The organism is Mycobacterium riyadhense (genome assembly GCF_963853645.1).
GTDB lineage: Bacteria > Actinomycetota > Actinomycetes > Mycobacteriales > Mycobacteriaceae > Mycobacterium > Mycobacterium riyadhense.
The window spans coordinates 1,051,049-1,073,319 of record NZ_OY970456.1 but is presented as its reverse complement, the minus strand read 5'-3'; the positions used below and the strand labels follow the sequence as shown (position 1 = coordinate 1,073,319).

Annotated in this window: 24 protein-coding genes; 6 read left to right on the top strand and 18 right to left on the bottom strand. The window is 64.9% G+C overall.

Annotation, left to right across the window (positions count from 1 at the left end; genetic code table 11):
• Positions 1-145: 145 nt before the first annotated feature.
• Genes mftD through mftA form a run of 4 tightly spaced genes read right to left on the bottom strand, consistent with a single transcriptional unit; the run spans position 146 to position 2,877 of the window.
• Positions 146-1,324, bottom strand: a complete 1,179-nt coding sequence (gene mftD, locus AADZ78_RS04870; protein WP_085249124.1) for a pre-mycofactocin synthase MftD — start codon at positions 1,322-1,324, stop codon at positions 146-148.
• Between the two features lie 2 nt (positions 1,325-1,326).
• Positions 1,327-2,502, bottom strand: coding sequence for a mycofactocin radical SAM maturase (mftC, locus tag AADZ78_RS04865; RefSeq protein ID WP_085249215.1), 1,176 nt, complete (start codon positions 2,500-2,502; stop codon positions 1,327-1,329).
• A gap of 8 nt (positions 2,503-2,510) precedes the next feature.
• The gene (gene mftB / locus AADZ78_RS04860) at positions 2,511-2,828 is read right to left on the bottom strand and encodes a mycofactocin biosynthesis chaperone MftB (RefSeq protein ID WP_085249125.1); all 318 of its coding nucleotides are present in this window, start codon (positions 2,826-2,828) and stop codon (positions 2,511-2,513) included.
• On the bottom strand, positions 2,788-2,877 hold the full coding sequence (gene mftA, locus AADZ78_RS04855) for a mycofactocin precursor MftA (RefSeq protein WP_085249126.1): 90 nt from the start codon (positions 2,875-2,877) through the stop codon (positions 2,788-2,790). The genes mftB and mftA overlap by 41 nt, the downstream gene beginning before the upstream one ends.
• 90 nt (positions 2,878-2,967) lie before the next feature.
• On the opposite strand from mftA, the gene mftR reads away from it, so the two are divergent.
• The 4 genes from mftR to AADZ78_RS04835 are packed head-to-tail and all read left to right on the top strand — an operon-like array spanning position 2,968 to position 6,410.
• The gene (gene mftR / locus AADZ78_RS04850) at positions 2,968-3,564 is read left to right on the top strand and encodes a mycofactocin system transcriptional regulator (protein ID WP_085249127.1); all 597 of its coding nucleotides are present in this window, start codon (positions 2,968-2,970) and stop codon (positions 3,562-3,564) included.
• The gene (locus AADZ78_RS04845) at positions 3,561-4,607 is read left to right on the top strand and encodes a DUF2332 domain-containing protein (RefSeq protein WP_085249128.1); all 1,047 of its coding nucleotides are present in this window, start codon (positions 3,561-3,563) and stop codon (positions 4,605-4,607) included. The genes mftR and AADZ78_RS04845 overlap by 4 nt, the downstream gene beginning before the upstream one ends.
• A 52-nt stretch (positions 4,608-4,659) precedes the next feature.
• Complete coding sequence (locus AADZ78_RS04840) at positions 4,660-5,196, top strand: RNA polymerase sigma factor (protein WP_085249216.1); 537 nt, start codon at positions 4,660-4,662, stop codon at positions 5,194-5,196.
• Positions 5,193-6,410 carry a VOC family protein gene (locus AADZ78_RS04835; protein ID WP_085249129.1) on the top strand — a complete coding sequence of 406 codons (1,218 nt, stop codon included), beginning with the start codon at positions 5,193-5,195 and terminating at the stop codon, positions 6,408-6,410. Before AADZ78_RS04840 ends, AADZ78_RS04835 begins: the two co-directional genes overlap by 4 nt.
• Positions 6,411-6,491: 81 nt before the next feature.
• Here the strand turns inward: AADZ78_RS04835 and AADZ78_RS04830 are convergent, their stop codons facing one another.
• The 8 genes from AADZ78_RS04830 to AADZ78_RS04795 all read right to left on the bottom strand — a co-directional run bounded on the left by AADZ78_RS04830 (position 6,492) and on the right by AADZ78_RS04795 (position 14,811).
• Positions 6,492-7,664, bottom strand: a complete 1,173-nt coding sequence (locus tag AADZ78_RS04830) for an NAD(P)/FAD-dependent oxidoreductase (protein WP_085249130.1) — start codon at positions 7,662-7,664, stop codon at positions 6,492-6,494.
• A gap of 25 nt (positions 7,665-7,689) precedes the next feature.
• The gene (locus AADZ78_RS04825; RefSeq protein ID WP_085249131.1) at positions 7,690-8,505 is read right to left on the bottom strand and encodes a mycofactocin-coupled SDR family oxidoreductase; all 816 of its coding nucleotides are present in this window, start codon (positions 8,503-8,505) and stop codon (positions 7,690-7,692) included.
• Between the two features lie 122 nt (positions 8,506-8,627).
• Positions 8,628-9,440: an SHOCT domain-containing protein gene (locus AADZ78_RS04820; RefSeq protein ID WP_085249132.1), complete on the bottom strand. Its 813-nt coding sequence runs from the start codon at positions 9,438-9,440 to the stop codon at positions 8,628-8,630.
• Between the two features lie 173 nt (positions 9,441-9,613).
• A complete protein-coding gene (tuf, locus tag AADZ78_RS04815) occupies positions 9,614-10,804 on the bottom strand; it encodes an elongation factor Tu (RefSeq protein WP_085249133.1) in 1,191 nt (396 codons plus the stop codon).
• A gap of 100 nt (positions 10,805-10,904) precedes the next feature.
• Positions 10,905-13,010 (bottom strand): elongation factor G, encoded by a 2,106-nt coding sequence (gene fusA, locus AADZ78_RS04810; RefSeq protein ID WP_085249134.1) that lies wholly within the window; start codon positions 13,008-13,010, stop codon positions 10,905-10,907.
• A 70-nt stretch (positions 13,011-13,080) separates the two neighbouring features.
• Positions 13,081-13,551 carry a 30S ribosomal protein S7 gene (gene rpsG, locus AADZ78_RS04805; RefSeq protein WP_067324208.1) on the bottom strand — a complete coding sequence of 157 codons (471 nt, stop codon included), beginning with the start codon at positions 13,549-13,551 and terminating at the stop codon, positions 13,081-13,083.
• Positions 13,551-13,925, bottom strand: coding sequence for a 30S ribosomal protein S12 (gene rpsL / locus AADZ78_RS04800; protein WP_003879423.1), 375 nt, complete (start codon positions 13,923-13,925; stop codon positions 13,551-13,553). Before rpsL ends, rpsG begins: the two co-directional genes overlap by 1 nt.
• Positions 13,926-14,163: 238 nt before the next feature.
• Positions 14,164-14,811, bottom strand: a complete 648-nt coding sequence (locus tag AADZ78_RS04795; RefSeq protein WP_085249135.1) for a TetR/AcrR family transcriptional regulator — start codon at positions 14,809-14,811, stop codon at positions 14,164-14,166.
• A gap of 196 nt (positions 14,812-15,007) precedes the next feature.
• On the opposite strand from AADZ78_RS04795, the gene AADZ78_RS04790 reads away from it, so the two are divergent.
• Positions 15,008-15,385 carry a DUF3060 domain-containing protein gene (locus AADZ78_RS04790; RefSeq protein WP_085249136.1) on the top strand — a complete coding sequence of 126 codons (378 nt, stop codon included), beginning with the start codon at positions 15,008-15,010 and terminating at the stop codon, positions 15,383-15,385.
• A gap of 26 nt (positions 15,386-15,411) precedes the next feature.
• The gene (locus tag AADZ78_RS04785) at positions 15,412-15,885 is read left to right on the top strand and encodes a DUF3060 domain-containing protein (protein WP_085249137.1); all 474 of its coding nucleotides are present in this window, start codon (positions 15,412-15,414) and stop codon (positions 15,883-15,885) included.
• Between the two features lie 4 nt (positions 15,886-15,889).
• On the opposite strand, the gene AADZ78_RS04780 is transcribed toward AADZ78_RS04785, so the two are convergent.
• The 6 genes from AADZ78_RS04780 to AADZ78_RS04755 all read right to left on the bottom strand — a co-directional run bounded on the left by AADZ78_RS04780 (position 15,890) and on the right by AADZ78_RS04755 (position 22,263).
• Positions 15,890-16,666 carry a crotonase/enoyl-CoA hydratase family protein gene (locus AADZ78_RS04780; protein WP_085249217.1) on the bottom strand — a complete coding sequence of 259 codons (777 nt, stop codon included), beginning with the start codon at positions 16,664-16,666 and terminating at the stop codon, positions 15,890-15,892.
• A 582-nt stretch (positions 16,667-17,248) separates the two neighbouring features.
• Positions 17,249-17,998, bottom strand: coding sequence for a PaaX family transcriptional regulator C-terminal domain-containing protein (locus AADZ78_RS04775; RefSeq protein ID WP_085249138.1), 750 nt, complete (start codon positions 17,996-17,998; stop codon positions 17,249-17,251).
• 2 nt (positions 17,999-18,000) lie between these two features.
• The gene (locus AADZ78_RS04770) at positions 18,001-18,939 is read right to left on the bottom strand and encodes a crotonase/enoyl-CoA hydratase family protein (protein ID WP_085249139.1); all 939 of its coding nucleotides are present in this window, start codon (positions 18,937-18,939) and stop codon (positions 18,001-18,003) included.
• A 16-nt stretch (positions 18,940-18,955) separates the two neighbouring features.
• Complete coding sequence (locus AADZ78_RS04765) at positions 18,956-20,584, bottom strand: acyl-CoA dehydrogenase family protein (protein WP_085249140.1); 1,629 nt, start codon at positions 20,582-20,584, stop codon at positions 18,956-18,958.
• A 46-nt stretch (positions 20,585-20,630) separates the two neighbouring features.
• The gene (locus AADZ78_RS04760) at positions 20,631-21,476 is read right to left on the bottom strand and encodes an alpha/beta hydrolase family esterase (protein WP_085249141.1); all 846 of its coding nucleotides are present in this window, start codon (positions 21,474-21,476) and stop codon (positions 20,631-20,633) included.
• A 31-nt stretch (positions 21,477-21,507) separates the two neighbouring features.
• The gene (locus AADZ78_RS04755) at positions 21,508-22,263 is read right to left on the bottom strand and encodes a deoxyribonuclease IV (protein WP_085249142.1); all 756 of its coding nucleotides are present in this window, start codon (positions 22,261-22,263) and stop codon (positions 21,508-21,510) included.
• Between the last annotated feature and the right edge of the window lie 8 nt (positions 22,264-22,271).

Below are 22,271 nucleotides of genomic sequence, written 5' to 3'. Positions count from 1 at the left end.
CCGCCTAGCCACTTAGACCGACGAAATTAAACTCGTCCGCCACGGCTGTCCCGCCAGTACCAGAATTTCCTTCCGCGCGATTACACGGCCTTCCGGGGTCGCTAACTCTGTGATAGTAGGGTGCCGCCGAAACCGCCCACGCGTTTCACGACGGCATGCCTAGCTCGCGCACGAACCCCGCGGGAACCAGGATGTCGTCCGGTCCGAGGTCGTGAACCGAGGCACGTCCGAGGCCCATCAGGGCCGAGTCAATCCCGCCGCGCAAGATGTCGAGAACGTTCTCCACACCCGACTGGCCGGCCGCGGCGAGGCCCCACAGGTAGGCACGGCCAATCATCACCGCACGAGCTCCCAACGCCACCGCCTTGACGACGTCGCTCCCCCGCCGGATGCCGCCGTCAAGCAGAACCTCGACCTGGTCGCCGACGGCTGCCGCCACGGCGGGCAGCGCACGAATCGACGCGGGCGTGCCATCCAGGTTGTTGCCGCCGTGATTGGACACCGAGATCGCCGAAACACCGGCATCTACAGCCCTTTTGGCATCGTCGACCCGCATCACGCCCTTGAGCATGAACGGTCCGCCCCACGATTCCCGCAGCCAGGCAATGTCTGCCCAGGTCGGCGGGGGGGTGCCCATCCATTCCCCGTAAGCGGCGAAGAACGGCGGGCCAGGCTCGTCGCGCCGGCCCTGATTGGGCACCCGCAGGTCCGGCGGTCGCATCGTCTTTGCGAACTTCCACAGCCACCGGGGCTTGGTGATCGCCTCCGGCGACAACCGCAGGATGGTTCGCAGGTTCATCTCTTCGGGGATCTTGGGGCTGCCCCAGTCACGCCCGTGCGAGAACGTCCAATCGGTGGTGACGATCAGGCCGACCGCGCCGGCCTGCCGCGCCCGTTCGATACGCTCGGCGATCGCATCGCGGCCACCCAGCCAGTAGACCTGGAAGAAGATCTTGGGGTTGGCGGCGATGACTTCCTCGATCGGCTTGCTGGCGAACGACGACAGTCCCATCGCCGTGCCCCGGGCCGCCGCGGCCCGCGCGACGGCAACCTCCCCGTCGGGATCGACCGCCTGTACGCCGGTCGGCGAGATGATTACTGGTAGCGAAATATCTTGCCCCATAACAGTCGTCGACACGTCGCGCTTTTCTGTTGCGCCAACAACATGCGGCGCGAAGCCGAGTTCGCTAAATGCTGCGACATTGTCGGCGACCGTGATTCCCTTTTCACTTGCCGAAATCAGGGACGAATAAACGGATTTCGGCAACCGACGTTTCGCGCGTTGCTGCGCGATCGCTACCGTTTCAAACCACTCGTCGGCCATAGCTATACGGGGCTTTCATTGCAAAGCCGGTCTGGCGGTCGCATCGACAAGGTGAGGGGCACTGGCGCGCTGATCCGCCGGCCTCGGGAGTGGTCGACGCGCGGTCGCGGCGTGTCCCGCTCGCCCGCCAATGCCGGTGCGCCGTGACCCTGGACGCATTCAGGATCCGGTCCGTCCAGCGGCAGACCGGTGAAGAACTTTGCCGCCATGCAGCCACCCCGGCAGCTGTCGTAGTGCCCGCAGCTACCGCAGGCTCCCGCGGATTGGGGCTCACGCAGCTCACGAAACAGCGGGGCGTTCTTCCAGACGTTGGCGAAGCCAGTCCCAAAGCCGGAGTCGGACAGAATATTTCCCGCGAGGAAGCGATCATGGATCGCGAACGGACACGCGTACACGTCACCCACCGGATCGATCAGACAAACCACGCGGCCGGCCCCGCACATATTCAGCCCAGCCAGCGCACCGGACCGGCCGAGCGGTGCCAGGTGAAAGAAGGAGTCACCGGTGAGCACTCGCTCACCCTTGGCGACCAGCCAGTCATAAAGCTGGATCTGCTGGGCGGCGGTAGGATGCAGCTCGTCCCAAACATCCGCGCCCCGTCCCGACGGGCGCAGTCGGGTAATTCGCAGAGTGGCACCGTAACGGCTTGCCAGGGCTGCGAATTCGTCGAGCTGGTCGACATTGTGGCGGGTGGCGACAACCGAGATCTTCGCATTGGAGAAGCCCGCCTCGGCCAGGTTTTCCAGCGCCTGCAACGCCATGTCGAATGATCCGGGGCCGCGAACGGCGTCATTCACTTCAGCGGTCGCACCGTCGAGCGAAATCTGGACATCCACGTAGTCGTTTGCCGCCAACCGCGCGGCCACCTCGGGAGTGATTCGCACGCCATTGGTGGAGAATTTCACGCCGACGTGGTGTGCGGTGGCGTAGTCCACCAGCTCCCAAAAGTCCGGGCGCACAGTGGGTTCGCCACCGCCAATGTTTACGTAAAACACCTGCATGCGCTCCAGCTCGTCGATGATGTCCTTGCATTGGCGGGTGGACAACTCCCGCGGATCGCGTTTGCCCGAAGACGACAGGCAATGCACACACGCCAGGTTGCACGCATAGGTCAGTTCCCACGTCAGGCAGATGGGCGCATCCAGTCCACGCTCGAATTGCTCGACGAGCCGGGGCATCGCCGCTTTCACTCGACCTCCTTGGCCACCAGCATGTTGGAACCAGCCAGCACGCCCAGCGCACGCAGATATGGATCCTGATCGCAGTCGTCGACCCCGGCGGCGCGGCACGCGGACCGGACGTCGCGATGGTCGGCCAGCGACTGCACCACGGTGAGGATGGTGCGATTTTTCAGGAACGACAGCTTGCGAGTGCCGAAGTGATAGAGCAGTGCCCCAAACGGCTCCGGTCGTACGGCCACCTGAGGGTGCAGCTGCCAGCCGCGATCGGGGTCGAACACGCCGTCAGTAGACCCCGCACATGCCGTCGATGGAAACCTCTTCAACCAGGGTTTCGGTGACGAGCTCGGCGTCAGTCTCGGTCTCACGGTCCACGTGAATAGCCTTTCGTCAAAGGGACTCGACATCGATCGGTCGATCTGGCCACAATATGGCATCGAGTGCCGAAAAGGAAGGGCGGGTCTGATGCGCCACGACTCGCGAGTGGGCCGGCGCCGCTCGACGACACCGAATCACATCAGCAACGTTGCCATCGACCTGTTTGCCGCGCGGGGGTTCGCCGAGGTCAGCGTCGAGGACGTCGCACAGGCGGCCGGCATCGCGCGCCGCACCCTATTTCGCTACTACGCCTCCAAGAACGCCATTCCGTGGGGCGATTTCGACACCCACCTGGCATACCTTCGGGACCTGCTCGACAATGTCGATCCGCGAGTACCGCTGCGCGAGGCGCTACGCGCCGCGCTGTTGGCGTTCAACACCTTCGACGAGTGCGAGACCATCCGGCACCGCCAGCGCATGCGAGTCATCCTGCAAACGCCTGAGCTGCAGGCGTACTCGATGACCATGTATGGCGGTTGGCGAGAAGTGATCGCCGAATTCGTCGCGCGCAGGACGCGCGCCCAAGCAACCGATCTAGCGCCCCGAACCGTCGCGTGGACCATGCTCGGGGTCGCGTTGAGCGCCTACGAGCACTGGCTGAGCGACGGGTCCGTCCCGCTGCCCGAGGCACTCGGCAACGCGTTCGACGTCGTCGGCGCCGGACTGGACCGGCTTAGCCCATGAACGCCGAGCACCTGCTGCACACACTGCGTTCGCAAGGGCGGTTCTGTGCCTCCTCGGGTTCGCCGATGTACGGCGAGCTGTTCGAGCTGGTGGCCACCGACGTCGAAGCGGGCGGGATCTTCGCGACGATTCTGTCCGGTCACGAGGCTGCGCCTGCAGAACAAGCGGTGCCGCTTCGGCTGCTTGGCGGCCTGCACCGGTTGGTGCTTGACGGCCGGGCAGCGCGATTGCGCCACTGGTATCCCAGCACCGGTGGTACCTGGGAGGCCCAGGCCGCCTGGCCGCAAATCCTTTGTGTTGCAGCCAACTACGCCGACCCGCTGCGTGCGGCCCTTGATCAACCACCGCAGACCAATGAAGTGGGCCGAGCTGCCGCGCTTATTGGCGGCCTGCTGCGAATAAACCGTGGATTCGATTTGCCGATAAGGCTTTTCGAGATCGGGTCTAGCGCCGGACTCAACCTGCGGGCGGACCAGTACCACTACCGCTACGTCGGCGGCCAGTGGGGGCCACCCGATTCGCCGGTCACCATCGATGACGCGTGGCTGGGTGTGCTGCCACCGCATGGTGCGGTGCGGATCGTCGAGCGGCACGGTTATGACATCGCGCCGATCGACGTCACCGGCGCCGACGGGGAGATGACGGCGTTGAGCTACGTCTGGCCCGACCAGGACGCTCGCATGCGCCGGTTGCGTGGTGCCATCGCGGTTGCCCGAAGTGTCCCGGCACGGCTCGAGCGGCGGACGGCGGCCGACGCGCTCGCCGCGCTTGCCTTGGCCGGCGGCGCGTTGACCGTGTTATGGCATTCGATCACCTGGCAGTACCTTTCCTCCGAGGAACAGGCCGCGGTCGCCGGGGCGATCGATGCACTGGCCACCCAAGCCGACGTCCGATCGCCGTTTGCGCACCTCACCCTTGAGCCCGCTCGGGACGCTCCCGGTGCTCCGATCACATTCCTGGTGCGCTCGCGTAGCTGGCCGGGCGGCCAGTCGCGGGTTCTCGGCGAATGCCATCCGCACGGCCCACCGGTGCACTGGCGGTAGATTTTTTGCTCTCCCGCGTCGGAGTTTGGGTCGCAACCGCGACGATAAGATTGTGAGCGCCCAAGCGGACCGCTATCGCGACGCTGCCTGCGCGCTGTTGGCGCTGTACGACGAGGCTCTTCCGGTGGTGTACGGGTACTTCGTCCGGCGCTGTAGTGATCGCGGGACGGCCGAGGACTTGACGTCAGAGACGTTTCTGGCGGCTTGCGAGACAGTGCGCGCTGCGGCACCCACGAGCGATCCGCCGCCGATGGAGATTCCATGGCTGATCGGCGTGGCCCGCCACAAGCTGGCTGACCACTATCGGCGCCGCCGTGACCCCGTGCCGGTCGCCGAGCCGCCGGAGCCGGTTGACGGCTTGGACAACTGGGACGACTGGGACGCCGAGCTGGACCGCATGGTCGCCGAGAGCGTGCTGGCCCGGCTGACCGAACCACACCGCACGGTGCTGGTGCTGCGCTACATGGACGACTGCACCGTCGGCGAGTGCGCCGAGCTGATTGGGCGAACCGTGCACGCCACCGAAGCGCTGTTGGTGCGGGCCCGAAGGGCGTTCCGAAAGCAGTATCCGGAGGGAGGCACGTCATGAGTGACCCAATGCGCGTGCTGCACACCGACGACCTTCCGGTGCAACCCGATCCGGCGTTCGCCGCGCAACTACGGCGGCGCCTGGAATCGGCACTTTCCCTACCGCAAGGAGTTGTCATGACCGAAGTTTCCGAGGCACCGCCACGCCCGGCCGCGCTGCCCTACCTCTGCGTCGCCAACGCACGTGCGGCCATCGCCTGGTACACCGACGCCCTCGGCGGGGCCGTAGTTGGAGATCCAATCGTTATGGACGACGGGCGAATTGGGCACGCCGAGATCGAGATAGCCGGCGGAGTACTGTACCTGGCCGACGAATATCCAGAACTCGGGCTGAAAGCTCCTGAACCGCAGGCGGTCTCGGTCAGCCTAATGCTGCATGTGCTCGACACCGACGCGGCATTGCAGCGAACCCGCGAACACGGCGCCACCGTCGTGCGCGAGATCGAGGAGAACTACGGCACCCGCAACGCGACCATCATCGATCCGTTCGGTCACCGTTGGATGCTCAGTGGACCCATCAGGGCGCCGATCCGGCACGGCGACATCGGATACGTCTCGGTGCGAGTTCCCGACGCCGAGCGCGCGGCCGCGTTCTACGGACACGTCTTGGGCTGGACCTACGATCCGGCGACACATCGGGTGATCAATACCGACCTTCCGACGGGAATCTACGCCAGCCCCGGTACCCCAACCCTGTTCTGCTGCTACGCCGTGACCAATCTGGAAGCCGCCCGCCGGGCGATCGCCGAAGCAGGCGGCGTGGCGGGCGAAACCCGTCAAACCGAGCACGGCAGCATCCTGGACGCCACCGATTCCCAAGGGGCGGCGTTCGCGGTCTTTGAGCCCGCTGCGGACCGGAAACGTCTGGCGCTCAACGGATCCGGGCCTGGTGAGCTGTCATATGTCACCTACGAGGTATCCGATTCGACGGCGTTTCGCGACTTCTACGGCCGGGTGCTGGGCTGGAACTTTGAGCCCGGCCGCATCGCGGACGGCTGGCAGGTGCAGGCCACCCATCCGATGGCTGGTGTGGCGGGCGGCAGCACCCGTCCGGCCACCGTGCCGATGTGGACGGTCGCCGACATCGACGCCGCGGTCGCGCGGGTTCGGGAGGCCGGTGGCGCCGTGCTGGCCGAGCCTGCGCGTCAGCCATACGGGATAACCGCCGAGTGCAGCGACGATCAGGGCGCGCGCTTCTACTTGGGTGAGCTCTAGGCCAGTTCTAGCCCACGAACGTCGACTTATCGTGGGAAATACCGGTCTTCCGGCGCGACAAGTCGACGCTGGGCGGAGTGGTCAGTCCAGCACTTCCGAGATCGGCGTTCCGGCGGCGATCTTGGCGCGGACCTTCATCACCTTGCCGGGTAACCCGCCGCCGACCACACCGACCAGCACACCGTCGCGCTCGTAGTAAGCCAGGAACTTGCGGCCGTCGTCCTCGACCAGGTGGACGGTGTCGGTGGCCTCCGGCTCGCCCAGGCACTGGATCTTGACGTCATACTGGTCGCTCCAGAAATACGGCACGACCACGTTGGACGGCACGTCGTTGCCCAACATCGCCGGCACCACCACACGAGCCTGGTCGGCGACGTTGCTCCAATGTTCCACGCGCACTTGGTGTCCCGTCGCGTCACGCCACGAGGCGACATCGCCGAGCGCCCACACGTTCGGCGCGCTGGTGCGCCCGGCTTCATCGCAGATCACGCCGTTGTCGATCTCGATGCCACTGCCTTGCAGCCAATCGGTCGCCGGGTGTGACCCGATGCCGACAACCACCAGATCGGCGGGCACCTCCGTGCCATCGGTGAGCACCACGGTGTCGACGTGTCGCTCTCCCCGCACTTCTGCCACCCCGAGGCCGGTGCGCACATCGACCCCCTCGTCCCGGTGCAGTCGCGTCACCAGCGCGCCGATCCGCTCGCCCAGAACCGAGGCCAGCGGCGTCGGCTGCGGCTCGACCAGCACCACGTCCACACCGAGGCCGCGCAGACTGGCCGCGACTTCACAGCCGATGAAGCCGGCACCAACGACAACGGCGTGCTTGGCCGACGACGCGTGCTCACGCAGCGCCATGCATTCGTCGTACGACCGCAACACCCGAATGCCCTCGAGATCGGAAAATGACGGAATGCGGCGCGGCACCAAACCGGTCGCGATCACGAGTTCGTCGTACCCCAGCACGGTTCCATCTGCAAGGGTGACCGTCTGGGCGGCGGTGTCCAGGCTGGATGCCGCCGCACCCAGGCGCAGCGTGATGTCCTTCTCGTCGTAAAACTCGCGCGGTTTGAGCGCCACATCGTCGACCTCGCTGCGCAACACCTCCTTGGACAGCGGCGGCCGATCGTAGGGTAAGTGCACCTCGTCGCTGACAATGGTGAGGCGGCCCGCATAACCCGCTCGACGCAGTTGCTCGGCGGTTCTGGCCGCGCCCAGTCCGCCGCCGACGATCACGATCCCATTTTCGGCCACGTGGAGTTCATAGCACGATGGACAATCAGTACTTCAAGGCGCCCTTGTCCACTGGAATCTGGGTGCCCGACAATGTGCCCGAGCCGTCACCCGCGAGCCACACAACGACATCGGATACCTCGTCGGAAGTCATGAAGCCCTTGTACTGCAACGGCATTGGCGGGAAGCTGTGCACGAAGCGGGGATGCTTGGCGAACACCTGCATCATCGCCTCCGGCTCGATCATCGGGGTGTCGACCGAGTAGGGATGGATGGAGTTGACCCGGATCCCGTATTCGCCAAGCTCGATCGCCAGCGTGTTGGTCAGCGCGACCAGGCCGTGCTTGCTGGCGGCGTAATGGCCATTGCCCGGCGTCGCCTTCAGACCCGCCGAAGAGCTGACGACCACGATGGAACCTCCGTTGCCGGCCTCGATCATCGCGGGCACCGTGGCCCGAAGGGTGCGCCAGGTGCCGGTCAGGTTGACGCCGATGACCGTGTCCCACTGTTCATCGGTGAGTTCCCAGACCCGGCCCCAGCCCAGCACTCCTGCGTTGGCCACCAGAATGTCGAGGCGGCCGAATTGCTCGACACCGTCGGCGACCAGTTGCCGCAGCGCCGCGTCGTCGCGGATGTCAGCCTCTCGGGCCAGCACCTTGCGGCCCTCGGCTTCCACCGCGCGCACGGTCTCGTTGAGGTCCTCCGGGGTCGCTGGCGGATAGGTCAGGCTGGCAGACACCGGCGCGCAGATATCTAGGGCGATGATGTCGGCACCTTCTCGGGCCAACCGAACCGCGTGTGACCGGCCTTGGGCACGGGCGGCGCCGGTGACGAACGCCACCCGCCCTTGCAGTGATCCCATTTGGTCAGGCTAGCAGCGAAACTGAAACGTGTTCTAGTTGGTTCCGTCTTTGGCCGAGCAGACGCAAAAGCTCCGCGACACGCCGGGTGAAGGGGGCTTTCGTGTCTGCTCGCCACTCACGCTCAGATTTCGGAGATGATCTGAGCCCGCCTGCTAGCGTATTCGTCGTCGTTCACCACGCCGCTGGCACGCAACGATTCCAACTCTTGCAGCCGTTCGGCGATCGACGCTTGCTGGATTCCGGCGGCGGGTGGCCCGCCCGCGGCCGCCGGTGTCTGCTGGGCCGCGCGGCGTACCACGGCTTGGATCTGCTGACGTAGCGCGAGATTCGACCGGATGTCGACCATCCGATTGAGCGGTATGCCGTTGGCCTTGAGGATCTGCAGAATCTCCATCAACGGACCGGCCTGTCCACTGAGGTCGTAGGTCCGGTTGTCTTCGGCGACGGTGAACTGCGCGGGCACCAGCCCGTTGACCAAAGCGCTTCGCTCCCAGTCGATGAGGTATTGCTGAGTTGTCGGATTGACCAGCACGACCAGTTTGCGGGCCGTCAGATTCCCAAGTCGGGTTACGCTGGCGATGACTCGGTCTTCGCTGTCGAACGGCATGATTCCGGGCCCGGAAATGTGCAGGTGCACTTTGACGACGGGTTGCTCGTTGATCCGGGTCCCGGTCTCGGTGAGCCCGGTGATTTGCGCGAGCGCCAACACCCCGCTTCGCTCCAGCTCCGCAGTCTTAGCTGCGGTCTTTGCTCCCCAGTTGGTCAGCGCGAGCGCAACAAGCACGTCGGCCACGGTGATGATCAGACCGACATAGAACATCCACGACACCAGGCTGCCCAGCCCGAGGGTGAAGTAGACGATCAAGAAGATCGGCCCGACTAGGCCGCCGCACAACAGCACCAACAACTGCATCTTGATATAGCGCGCCAACACGGGCCTGCTCCTCACTTTTCAGGTTTGGGGCTGGATTGCTCGTGTCAGACTAGCGCTCACAATGGTGTTACCGGTCACAAGTTCGGAGCAGTGCGGGCATTAGCGCGAGCAGACGTAAAAGCCCCCGAAAACCGGAGGTTTCGGGGGCTTTTACGTCTGCTCGCGCAGGAAACTTACTTGATGATCTTGGTGACCCGGCCGGCGCCGACGGTGCGGCCACCCTCACGGATCGCGAACCGCAGACCCTCATCCATGGCGACGGGCTGGATCAGCTTCACCGAAATGTTGGTGTTGTCACCGGGCATCACCATCTCGGTGCCCTCCGGCAGCGTCACCACACCCGTCACGTCGGTGGTGCGGAAGTAGAACTGCGGACGGTAGTTGTTGAAGAACGGCGTGTGCCGGCCACCCTCGTCCTTGGACAGGATGTAGACCTGACCTTCGAACTCGGTGTGCGGCGTGGTGGTGCCGGGCTTGGTCACGACCTGGCCGCGCTCGACGTCCTCACGCTTCACACCGCGCAGCAACAGCCCGACGTTATCGCCGGCCTGGCCCTGGTCGAGCAGCTTGCGGAACATCTCCACACCGGTGACGGTGGTCTTGGTGGTGGACGGGCGGATGCCGACGATCTCGACTTCCTCGTTCACGTTGATCACGCCGCGCTCCACACGACCGGTGACCACCGTGCCGCGGCCGGTGATGGTGAAGACGTCCTCGACGGGCATCAGGAACGGCTTGTCGGTTTCGCGGACCGGGTCCGGGATCGACTCGTCGACCGCGTTCATCAGCTCCTCGACGGACGCGACCCACTTCGCGTCGCCCTCGAGCGCCTTCAGCGCCGACACCCGCACCACCGGGGCGTCCTCGTCGAATTCCTGGGCGGCCAGCAGTTCGCGCACCTCCATCTCGACGAGCTCCAGCAGCTCCTCGTCGTCGACCGCGTCGGCCTTGTTCAGCGCGACCAGGATGTAGGGCACGCCGACCTGACGGGCGAGCAGCACGTGCTCGCGGGTCTGCGGCATCGGGCCGTCGGTGGCAGCGACCACCAGGATCGCGCCGTCCATCTGGGCGGCGCCGGTGATCATGTTCTTGATGTAGTCGGCGTGGCCCGGGGCGTCGACGTGCGCGTAGTGGCGCTTGTCGGTCTGGTACTCCACGTGCGCGATGTTGATCGTGATACCGCGCTGACGCTCCTCGGGGGCGTTGTCGATCTGATCGAACGCCTTGGACTCGTTCAAGTCCGGGAACTTGTCGTGCAGGACCTTGGTGATAGCCGCGGTCAGGGTGGTCTTGCCGTGGTCAACGTGACCGATGGTCCCGATGTTGACGTGGGGCTTGGTCCGCTGGAACTTCGCCTTCGCCACTTCTGTGTCCTCCTGGACTTGTTGGTGCTTAAAAAAGCAGTGTTGATGTTTTCAGTTATGCCGCGGTAGTAACCGAGCAAGCTTACTCGTAAGCGTCCGCCTACTCGCCAGTCGCCTTAGCGATGATTTCCTTCGACACGTTCGCCGGCACTTCGGAGTACGAGTCGAACACCATGGAGTAGTTCGCCCGGCCTTGAGTCTTGGACCGAAGGTCGCCGACATAGCCGAACATCTCCGACAGCGGCACGTGCGCCCGAACGACGCGCGCACCAGCCCGCTCCTCCATGGCCTGGATCTGGCCACGGCGGGAGTTCAGGTCGCCGATCACGTCACCCATGTAGTCCTCGGGTGTGGTCACCTCGACCGCCATGATCGGTTCCAGGATCACCGGCTGCGCCTGCGCCGCAGCCTTTTTGAGCACTTGTGACCCCGCGATCTTGAACGCCATTTCCGAGGAGTCAACCTCGTGGTAGGAGCCGTCGAGCAAGGTGACCTTCAGGTTCACCAGTGGGTAGCCGGCCAACACGCCGTACTGCATGGCGTCCTGCGCACCGGCATCCACCGACGGGATGTACTCACGCGGGATGCGCCCACCAGTGACCTTGCTCTCGAACTCGTAGGTCGCACCCTCTTCGCCGGTGAACGGCTCGAGGTTGATGATGACCTTGGCGAACTGGCCCGAGCCACCCGTCTGCTTCTTGTGGGTGTACTCGACGTTCTGCACCAGCCGCTTGATGGTCTCCTTGTAGGCCACTTGCGGCTTGCCGACGTTGGCCTCGACCTTGAACTCGCGGCGCATCCGGTCCACCAGGATGTCCAGGTGCAGCTCGCCCATGCCGCCGATCACGGTCTGGCCGGTCTCCTGATCCAGGTGCACCTTGAAGGTCGGGTCCTCCTCGGCGAGCTTCTGAATCGACAGGCTCAGCTTCTCCTGGTCGCTCTTGGTCTTCGGCTCGATGGCCACCTCGATCACCGGAGCCGGGAAGGTCATCGACTCCAGTACAACCTGGTTGCTGGGGTCGCTCAGGGTGTCCCCGGTGGTGGTGTCCTTGAGCCCGATTACCGCGTAGATGTGACCCGCCGACGCGGTCTCCACCGGGTTTTCCTTGTTGGAGTGCATCTGGAACAGCTTGCCCAGACGCTCCTTCTTGCCCTTGGTGGCGTTGATGACCTGGGCACCGGAGTCGACCTTGCCGGAGTACACCCGGATATAGGTGAGCTTGCCGAAGAACGGGTGCGTCGCGATCTTGAACGCCAGCGCCGCGAACGGTTCGTCGGTTGTCGCGTTCCGGACAACCTCCTCTTCTTCCTTGCCCGGCGCATGCCCGATCGCGGGAGGCACGTCCAGCGGCGACGGCAGGTAGTCGACAACGGCGTCGAGCATCGGCTGCACGCCCTTGTTCTTGAACGCACTGCCGCACAGCACCGGGTAGATCTCGCTAGCGATCGTCAGCTTGCGGATCGCACCCTTGATCTCGTCGACGCTGAGTTCTTCGCCGCCCAGGTACTTCTCCAGCAGCTCCTCGTCGGTCTCCGCGACCACCTCGAGCAGCTTGGTGCGATACTCCTCGGCCCGCTCGGCCAGGTCGGCGGGGATCTCGATGGTGTCGTAGGTCTCGCCGAGCTTCGTCTCGCCGCGCCACACCTTGGCGTTCATCTCGACCAGGTCGACGATGCCCTCGAAGTCGGCCTCGGAGCCGATGGGCAGCTGGATCGGCACCGCGTTGGCCCCGAGGCGCTCCTCCATGGTGCGCACCGAGAAGTAGAAGTCGGCGCCGATCTTGTCCATCTTGTTGACGAAGCAGATGCGCGGGACGTCGTATTTGTCGGCCTGCCGCCAGACCTGCTCGGACTGGGGTTCGACGCCCTCCTTGCCATCAAAGACTGCCACCGCGCCGTCAAGCACGCGCAGGTTGCGCTCCACCTCGACGGTGAAGTCCACGTGCCCAGGCGTGTCAATGATGTTGAGCTGGTTGTCTTTCCAGAACGTCGTGGTCGCGGCGGAGGTGATGGTGATGCCGCGCTCCTGCTCCTGCTCCATCCAGTCCATGGTGGCGGCGCCGTCGTGGACCTCACCGATCTTGTAGTTGATGCCGGTGTAGTACAGGATGCGTTCGGTCGTCGTGGTCTTGCCGGCATCGATGTGCGCCATGATGCCGAAGTTTCGGACCCTGCTCAGGTCGGTCAGCACGTCCTTCTGTGCCACAGAAGTCTTCCCACTCTTTCGTTGCTTAGTTAGTTCGCTGTCAGGTGCGCCGCGTGCCAGCTGGCGGCAATCACCAGCGATAGTGCGCGAACGCGCGGTTTGCCTCGGCCATCTTGTGCGTGTCCTCACGCCGCTTGACGGAGGCCCCGAGTCCGTTGCTGGCATCCAGGATCTCGTTTGCTAGGCGCTCGATCATCGTCTTCTCCCGGCGTTGCCGCGAGAAGCTGACGAGCCAGCGCAGCGCCAGCGTGGTCGACCGGTCGGGACGCACCTCGACCGGCACCTGGTAGGTCGCACCGCCGACGCGGCGGCTACGCACCTCCAGGGCCGGCTTGACGTTGTCGAGAGCGCGCTTGAGGGTGATCACGGGATCGGTTCCGGTCTTTTCGCGAGCGTGCTCGAGCGCACCATAAACAATGCGCTCAGCCAGCGATTTCTTCCCCTTCAGCAGGACTTTGTTCACCAATTGGGTGACCAGCTGCGACCCGTAGACCGGGTCGTTGACCAACGGACGCTTGGGCGCGGGCCCCTTGCGCGGCATTAGCTCTTCTCCTTCTTGGCGCCGTAACGGCTGCGAGCCTGCTTGCGGTTCTTCACGCCCTGGGTGTCCAGAGATCCGCGGATGATCTTGTACCGCACACCGGGCAGGTCCTTCACCCGGCCGCCACGCACCAGCACCATCGAGTGCTCCTGGAGGTTGTGGCCCTCACCGGGGATGTATGCCGTGACCTCAACCTGACTTGTCAGCTTCACACGTGCGACCTTCCGAAGCGCCGAGTTTGGCTTCTTCGGAGTGGTGGTGTACACGCGGGTGCATACGCCACGGCGTTGCGGGCTGCCCTTGAGAGCCGCGGTCTTGACCTTGCCGATCTTGTCCCGACGACCCTTGCGGACCAGCTGCTGAATGGTTGGCATCTACCGGCTTTCTGTGTTGGGCGTTCTATGTCACATCTGTACTGCGGTTTTCCCCGAACGCACTACCCCGCGGCCGGGTGTGTCGCACGCACCGAACACCGGAGGCGCTCCGATGCATCATGGACATGCGAATTAGCCCGGCATCCGTTCCCTTACGTCAGGCGCCGTAAGCCGCCAGGCACGAGCTACCACAATACCCGCCGCCGGTCTGGCAGGTCAAAGCGGTGCTTGTGACATCTCAGCTCGGCCTGGTGCCGCCCGGCGCGGTGCGCCGCTCCATGCCGGCCGCGAGCCGCAACACCATGTCGGTGAACACCGCGTCAGTATCGATGTCGTCCATGACGCCAGTCATTTCCAGCAACACGAACCCGTGCAATGCCGACCAGAACTCGAGCGCGGCGTAGAAGGCCTCGTCGCCGTCTAACCCGTAGGACGACAACACCGCGATGACCGGGGCGGCCGCGCCCCTGGTTGCCGCGGTGTATTCGGGGTCGTCGCCGCCCAGCGGCATGCGGGTGAACGCCGAATACCGGCCCGGGTGGTGGTGGGCATAGCTGCGGTAGGCACCGGCCATGACCAACACCGCGTCATCGCGCGCACGGCCCTCGCCGACGCGGTTCAGCATTGTGATGATGTCGTCGATCACCCGAATCCGCACCGCGCGACGCAAATCCTCCAGGCTGTTCACGTGGTTATACAGCGACGGCCCCTTGGTCCCGAGCTGCGTCGCCAGCGCATTGATGGTCAGCGAGTCCCAGCCCTCGCGGTCCAGGAAGGTCAGGGCGCCGTCGACGATGCACTCGCGGCTCAACTTGGCCGGGCGGGCCGGGGATTTGCCGCCACGTGGGCGGCTACCCACTGACGGTGATTCCGGCTGTGCTGGCATGACGGCTTGCCCTTCGGTTGGGATGGCGGGCGACGGTGGGGTCAACTAATGACTCTAGTTGACTCAGTCGTGAAAGCAGCTGAAGCGGCGGCGCAGCGACAAATGCGCTTAGGTCTGTCGCCGCGCACGCGAATACACGTAATCTCAACCCAGGTCGCAATCCAGCAGACCACCCGCCAACGAAGGGGGGCCCGCGGTGAACTGGACAACCGTCGCAGGGGCGCTGGCCACCTGCGTCGTCACCATCGCTGTAACCCCCGCCGCCCCACCACCGGCCGCGCACGCCAAGAACGGCGACACGCATGTCACCGGGCAGGGTCTCGAGCAGACCCTGGACTGCAACGAATCCACCCTGATTGTCAATGGCACCTCAAACATCGTCACCGCGAAGGGCACCTGCTGGGCGGTGACGGTCATGGGCTCGTCCAATACCGTCGTCGCCGACACCGTCGTCAACGACATCACCGTCTACGGTTGGGACGCGACGGTGTTCTACAAAAACGGTGACCCATTCATCTGGGACCGCGGCCGCGAACTGGGCATGGTCAACCGGATCCAGCGGGTAGGTCCGTGAGGCATCCTGACTTGAATCGAGAAACCATGCGCTCCCACCACACCGCGCTCGCTTTCGGGTTGGCCGCAGCCCTGACAACGTTCGGGCTGGCCGGCTGCAGTTCGACCGCCAACCCACCGGGAGGAACCACCAGTCCCGCGAAGCCCACGACCGCAACGACGACGACCGCCAGCGGAACCGCCGCGCCCACAACCACAACCGGCGCGACGACAACGGCTTCGATCGAGATCGGCAACACGCTCACCTACGGCTCGCTCGGGACGACCGCGACCCTCGACTGCGCCGACGGGAAATCACTGAACGTGGCCGGCTCGGACAACACCCTGACCGTGACCGGTACCTGCCAGACGGTGACCATCGGCGGCGCGAACAACAAGATCACCTTCGACAAGATCGAACAGCGCCTCAGCGTGGTCGGGCTTGACAACACCATCACTTACAAAAACGGTGACCCGACAATCGACAATCTCGGTTCGGGCAACAGCATTAAGAAGGAGTGATGCGCTAGTCGGCGGGGATCGCGGGTGCGCCGTGTCGGCCGGCACCCGCCGCGAATCGTCCGGCACCCTCCGTCGCTTCGCCGGCGACGCGGAAGATGCTGGCGAACTCCACGTCGAGCGCTGCCGACTCGGGCAGGCCCCACTGGTGCAGCGCCGATAGCCGATCCGATCGCAGGCACTGTTGTGGCAACGCGGCAAGCTCGGCTGCCAACTGCTCGGCCGCCTGCCGGGCTTGGCCTTTGGGAACGACGCGATTCGCCAACCCCATCGCCAGCGCTTCGTCGGCTTGTACCGCGCGACCCGTGAGGATCATGTCCATGGCGCGACTGTGTCCGATCAATCGCGGCAGCCGCACGGTGCCCCCGTCGATCAGCGGAACCCCCCAGCGGCGACAGAACACGCCAAAGACGGCGTCCTCCTCAGCCACCCGCAGATCGCACCACAACGCCAATTCCAATCCCCCGGCCACGGCGTAGCCGCTGACCGCGGCGATCACCGGTTTTGACAGCATCATTCGCGACGGGCCCATCGGACCCGGGCCGGTTCGGTGCACAGCATTGGCTTCCGGTGTACCGAAAGCCTTCAAATCAGCGCCCGCGCAAAAGGTTCCGCCCTCACCACACAGGACGGCCACCGAAGCGGTGTCGTCGCGATCGAATTGCGCGAACGCGGTGTGCAACGCGGCCGCCGTCGGACCGTTGACCGCGTTGCGTGCCGCTGGCCGGTTGATGATCACGGTGATCACCGGACCATTGCGCTCCACGCGCACCAAATCACTCATATCACCACCCACACCCGAGAAATCGACGAACGAAATCGGTGGCACCCCTTGGGTGGGCCGGAGCATCGGTGTGCATCCGGGTGTACCGCTGGTAGATCGGGCTGCTTGGGTGATCGCTCACGACACACGCCACATACGGATCGTAGTGCAAAACCACTACCGCTGAAGCTGCGGCCTGCGCGACGGGATCAGGAAATCGGGGGATTCGCGGGGAGGGTCTGGGGTTCGGCGGGGATCCAGGTGCAGGATCTACCGGATCCCTACCGATATCTGCCCATGAGGTTCTAACTACGCGGTGATGCTGTCGACGCAGAATCTGGGCGCCGAGTACTCGGTCTCGGTTTCACAGAAGAGCAGTTCGTGGGACATCGGGTCACCTCCTACTTACCTCGCGACGTTGCGTGCCGGTCCATGATCCACTGGCTCGAACCAAATCCGTACCCCCGACCGTAGGATTCCGATGTCCCCCGATTGGCGGACATTGGACCCAGGCGCTGGTTGGGCTGCCGGCAGCTTCGCCGACCCGCAGCTGTGGTTGTCGGTTCGACGCACGTAATCCCCTGTGGTGCAGGGCTAGAGTCGCTACGGCACCGGCGTCATCCGGGTCGGCCCTACGCCTCCCAGGAGTTGGGTTGTGTCACGGCGTTGCGCCAGCTCAGCGGCGAATTCTTGGTACGCCGCGCGCAACCGCGCGCCCGGCCAGTCATCGGGCAGCAGTTCAGCCGGCAGCATTGGATCGGCGAGCAAGTGCCGCACCATCGCCGCCGCCACCATGAATCTCCCTGGAATGTCGGAGAACTGGGCCATGTCGTCGAGCAGCCGGTGTCCGGCGCCGGCCCATCCGGGCAGATCCCAGAGTTGCCCGGCTAGTTCGGCGGGCTCGTCGTCGCACGCGTTGAGCACCCGCACCCGGGCCAAGACTTCGGGCTTCAGCTCCAAATCGAGATTGTCCGGTCGCATCCACACACCTTCGCGCAATTCACCGAATCGCTTGTCGTGCATGGCAGTTCGCAATGCGGCGCGGGTGCGGGCATCGGTGCCGACGCTGGTGACGATGACGACGTGCCAATATCCGCCCCAGGGCCGGGCCCGAGGGCGCATGGCCTCGTCCTGCCGCCGCTGACGGGCCAGCAACCGATTCGACAGCCCATACCCGTCGGCGGACCGAATCAGGTCGCCGGCGCTCACCATGCGGGTCAACGCGACCCGCAACGCGGTCTCCTTGATACCGAAATCGGCCGTCAGCCTGATTAATTCGCTTGCGGAGGCACACGCGGGATGAGCGCCGAGCAGTACGCTCAACACTACCGAGCGCGCTGTCATATTCGGCATGGTTATACCTGGGAAGCCTGACGCCCGTAGTCGCCGAACGGCTCATCGCGGTGCTTGACCGCATCCCGGAAGCCATGCGCCACCGCGTCGGCGACGAATGCGTGCCCCTCGGGAGTGTGCCGGGCGACACCGTCGAACACCGTGCTGATCATCCGGCTGGTGGCGACACCCTGTTGCAGCAAAGCGGAATTGAGCGCGAGCTTGATCATGATCAGCTGGTTGACCGGTAGCGCGGCGATCCTTTGGACTAGGCGTTCGGTGCGCTCGTCGAGGTCGTTGGGATCCGGCGCCTCCACCGCCAGGCCCCATTCGGCGGCTTGTGCTCCGGTGATGCAATCGCCGGTGAACAACAGTCTTTTGGCGCGCTGATCGCCGAGCCGGTGCGCCCACAGGCCGGCGGCCGGGACGCCCCACACGCGCGTCGGCGGGTAGCCGATTTTGGCGTCGGCGGCGGCGATCACCTGGTCGGCGTGTAGTGCGATGTCGGTGCCTCCGGCCACGCAGTAACCGTGGATCTTGACCACCGTCGGCTTGTCGGCGTGCATCAGACTGGAGAAGCCGCGCACGAAGCGGCTCATCATCTGGTAGTCGATCATCGGGTCCCACGGCTGATTCGGCAAGTGGTTGACGGCCTGGGTCTTGCCGTCCAGCACCGTGCCGCCATATCCAGCATCGCCGCCCGCCGAGCCGGTGCCGTCGGCGTAAGCGGACAAGTCGAAGCCGGCGCAGAAACCTTCACCGCGCCCGGACACGAGAATGACGTGCACGTTGGGGTCCATGTCGGCACGTTCCACTAATGCCGAGAGCTCAAGCGGAGTGTCTGCGACGATCGCGTTACCTTTTTCCGGTCGATTGAAGGTGATCCGGGCGATGCGGTCGGTGACCTCGTAGGTCATCGTTTTCAGGTTGTCGAAGTCAACCTGCCGGATGGCGTGTGTCATGGGTACCGCCGTTGCGTCATCCCTTTACTAGAGCACGCTCGAGGATCGGCGCGAGATCCAGCCCGGTGGGCAAGGTGCCGAACGCTCCGCCCCAGTGGCCGCCGAGCCGGGTGGCCAAAAACGCCTCGGCGACGGCGGGATGCCCGTGACGCACCAGCAGTGACCCCTGCAGCGCCAGGCAGATGTCCTCGGCGACCTTGCGGGCGCGGTACTGGATGGTGTCCAGGTCAGTCAGTTGCTGCCGCAGCCGCTGCACGTGGTCACCCAGGCGAGCATCCTGGCCGGCGCTGTCGGCCAGTTCTTGGAACAACACCTCGACGCACTCGGGTCGAGTTGCCATGGCACGCAGCGTGTCCAGCGCGCTGACATTGCCCGAGCCCTCCCAGATGCCCATCAGCGGCGCCTCGCGGTACAGCCGCGGCATGCCGGAGTCTTCGACATAGCCGTTGCCGCCGAGGCATTCCAGCGCTTCGGCGGCGTGCGGGGTGGAACGCTTGCACACCCAGTACTTGCTGGCCGCCAAGCCGATGCGGCGCAAAAGCGCCTCGGTCTTGTCGCCCCGCACCGCCTTATCGGTTGCGCCGGCCATCCGCATGGCCACGATCGTGGCGGCCTCGGCTTCCACCGCCAAATCGGCCAGCACATTGCGCATCAGCGGCTGGTCAATCAGGTAGGAACCAAACGCCTTTCGGTGCTGGGCGTGGTGGATGGCCCGTGTCAAACCGGTGCGCATGCTGGTCGCACTGCCCAGGGTGCAATCCAGCCGCGTGAGGTTGACCATCTCGATGATGGTCGGGACGCCACGCCCTTCCTCACCGACCAACCACGCTGTGGCACTGTCATATTCGACCTCGCTGGAGGCGTTGGCGTGGTTGCCGAGCTTGTCTTTGAGCCGCTGCAAGAACATCCGGTTGCGGGTGCCGTCGGGAAGGATTCGCGGCAACATGAAGCAAGACAGCCCATTTGGGGCCTGCGCAAGCACCAGGAAGATGTCGCACATCGGTGCCGAGGTGAACCACTTGTGGCCGGTCAGGCTGTAGGTGCCGTCCGCGTTGGGGGTCGCCGCGGTGGTGCCGGCGCGCACGTCGGAGCCACCCTGCTTCTCGGTCATCGACATGCCCGCGGTGATGCCGGCTTTCGTCGTCGCCAGCCTCAGCTCTGGGTCGTACTCACGACTGGTCAGCCGCGGCTCATAGACGGCCGCAAGCTCGGGGTTGTAACGCAGCGCGGGGACCACGGCGTACGTCATCGAGATCGGGCACACGTGGCCCGGCTCGCAGTTCCACGCCGACATCTTCGCGGCCCGCACCACATGGCTACCTGGCCGGTCATCGGCCCACGGCGCGGCGTGCAGGCCGTGCGCGATCGCCGCCCGCATCAGCTCGTGGTACGCCGGGTCGTATTCCACCTCGTCGACACGGTGTCCGTATCGGTTATGCGTGTGCAGGATCGGCCTGTTGCGGTCCGCGAGTTCACCCCAGCGGATGCCTTCGATGGACCCGGACAACACCCCAACCTCGTTTACCTCTTCCAGCCCCCACTGCCCGCCCTCGCGAATCAGGGCCTCGGTGAGCACGGGGAATGACGCCGGGTTGTAGTTCTCCAGGGGCGGTACCTGGTTGGTCACGACATGAGTGTCTGGCATGGCAACAATGTTACATTTTTACGACAGCCGCACAAGAGTTGTAATGCTAGCGGGGGTGGGCGGCGAAGAACGCCCACAGCGTCTCGGTAGCCACTGAGGGCCACTCATGGCCGCCTTCATCCACGGTGACCAGCACAACGCTGCGGTTGTGCGCGCATCCGGCGGTCGAAGTCGTGACCTGGCCGCGGGTCGTTGCGGTCGGGGCGCCGCACTGGTCGACATTGCGCCAGAACGCATTCAGCTGCTCTACCGGTGGACCGTCGATGCGGGCGATGCCGGCACCGGGCCCGCCGTAGTAGCGGACCAGCGGATCGCCGGTGCCATGAATGTGCATCACCGACGTTGGATGCGGGGACCGGCAGGGGTCCAGTTGCGTCCCCGAAACGGGGCCGATCGCGGCGAAAATTTGCGTGTTGCACGCCAGCGTGTAGGACATGATGGCGCCGTTGCTCATGCCAGTGGCGTAGACCCTGGCGGGGTCTATCCGGACGTTACTGGCAATGTCAGCGACGGCCGCGCTGATGAACGCGACATCGTCGACGCCTTGCCGCGCGGACCGTCCGCAGCAGCCCCCACCATTGGCGTTCCACGCCCTGCTGAGGCCGTCCGGATAGGCGACGACGAACTTCTCGGAATCGGCCAATTCGTCCCAGTCGTAAGACCTTTCGGCCTGCTTGGCACTGCCGAATCCGCCGTGCAACATGACGACCAATGGGGCCGCCGCAGGTAATCCCGCGGGCTTGTAGAGCCGGTAGGTGCGGTCGACTCCGCCGACATTGATGATGTGGGAGCTAGTGCCCTCACCGAAGCCCAACGGCGGCGTTCCTACCCGGTGCGCACATCCCGCGAGGACGAGCACAACGCCTAGCAGCGCAGCACCTCGATGAACCATAGGTTAACCGTAGGCGCCGCGAGCCGTGAAGTCAGCCGCCGGTTCTCTCCCGTAGAAACGCAATGTCATCCTTGCGCCCCTCGTCGGCGGTTTCACAGATCACCGGCGCGTCGGCGGCGTTGACGACGGCAGCGAGCAACTCAGGGTCGATTTGACCGGTGCCGAAGTTGGCGTGCCGGTCGGCACCGGAGCCCGCCGCGTCCCTCGAGTCGTTGCAGTGCACTAGGTCAATGCGGCCAGTCAAGGCCTTGATGCGGTCGACGGCGTCGATCAGGTGCTCCCCGGCTGCCCACGCGTGGCAGGTATCCAGGCAGAAGCCTATGCCGCTGTCGCCGATGTGGTCCCAGAGCCTACCTATGGTGTCGAAGTAGCGGGCCATTGCGTGATCCCCGCCCGCGGTGTTCTCGAGGTAGAGCTGCACGTCGGTTTCCAGGTACTTGAGCGCCTTGACCCACCGCTCGAAGCCGGCCTCCATGTCGTTGTCGTCGGCGTGGCCACCATGCACGATCACCGCCGTCGCGTCAATTTCCGACGCCGCGTCGCAGGTGTCCTGCAGGATCTTGCGCGACGGGATGCGGATGCGGTTGTTGGCCGATGCCACGTTGATGAGGTACGGCGCGTGCACGTACAGCGGTATGGGCGACGCCTTCAGCATCTCGGCGTCGTGGCGCGGCTTGGGCTTCTTCCAACTCTGCGGATTGCCGAGGAAGAATTGCACCACGTCGGCGCCGTCGGCTTGGGCGGCGGCCAGGGGATCGTCGTTGTGGACGTGCGAACCAATGAGCACGCCAGCCA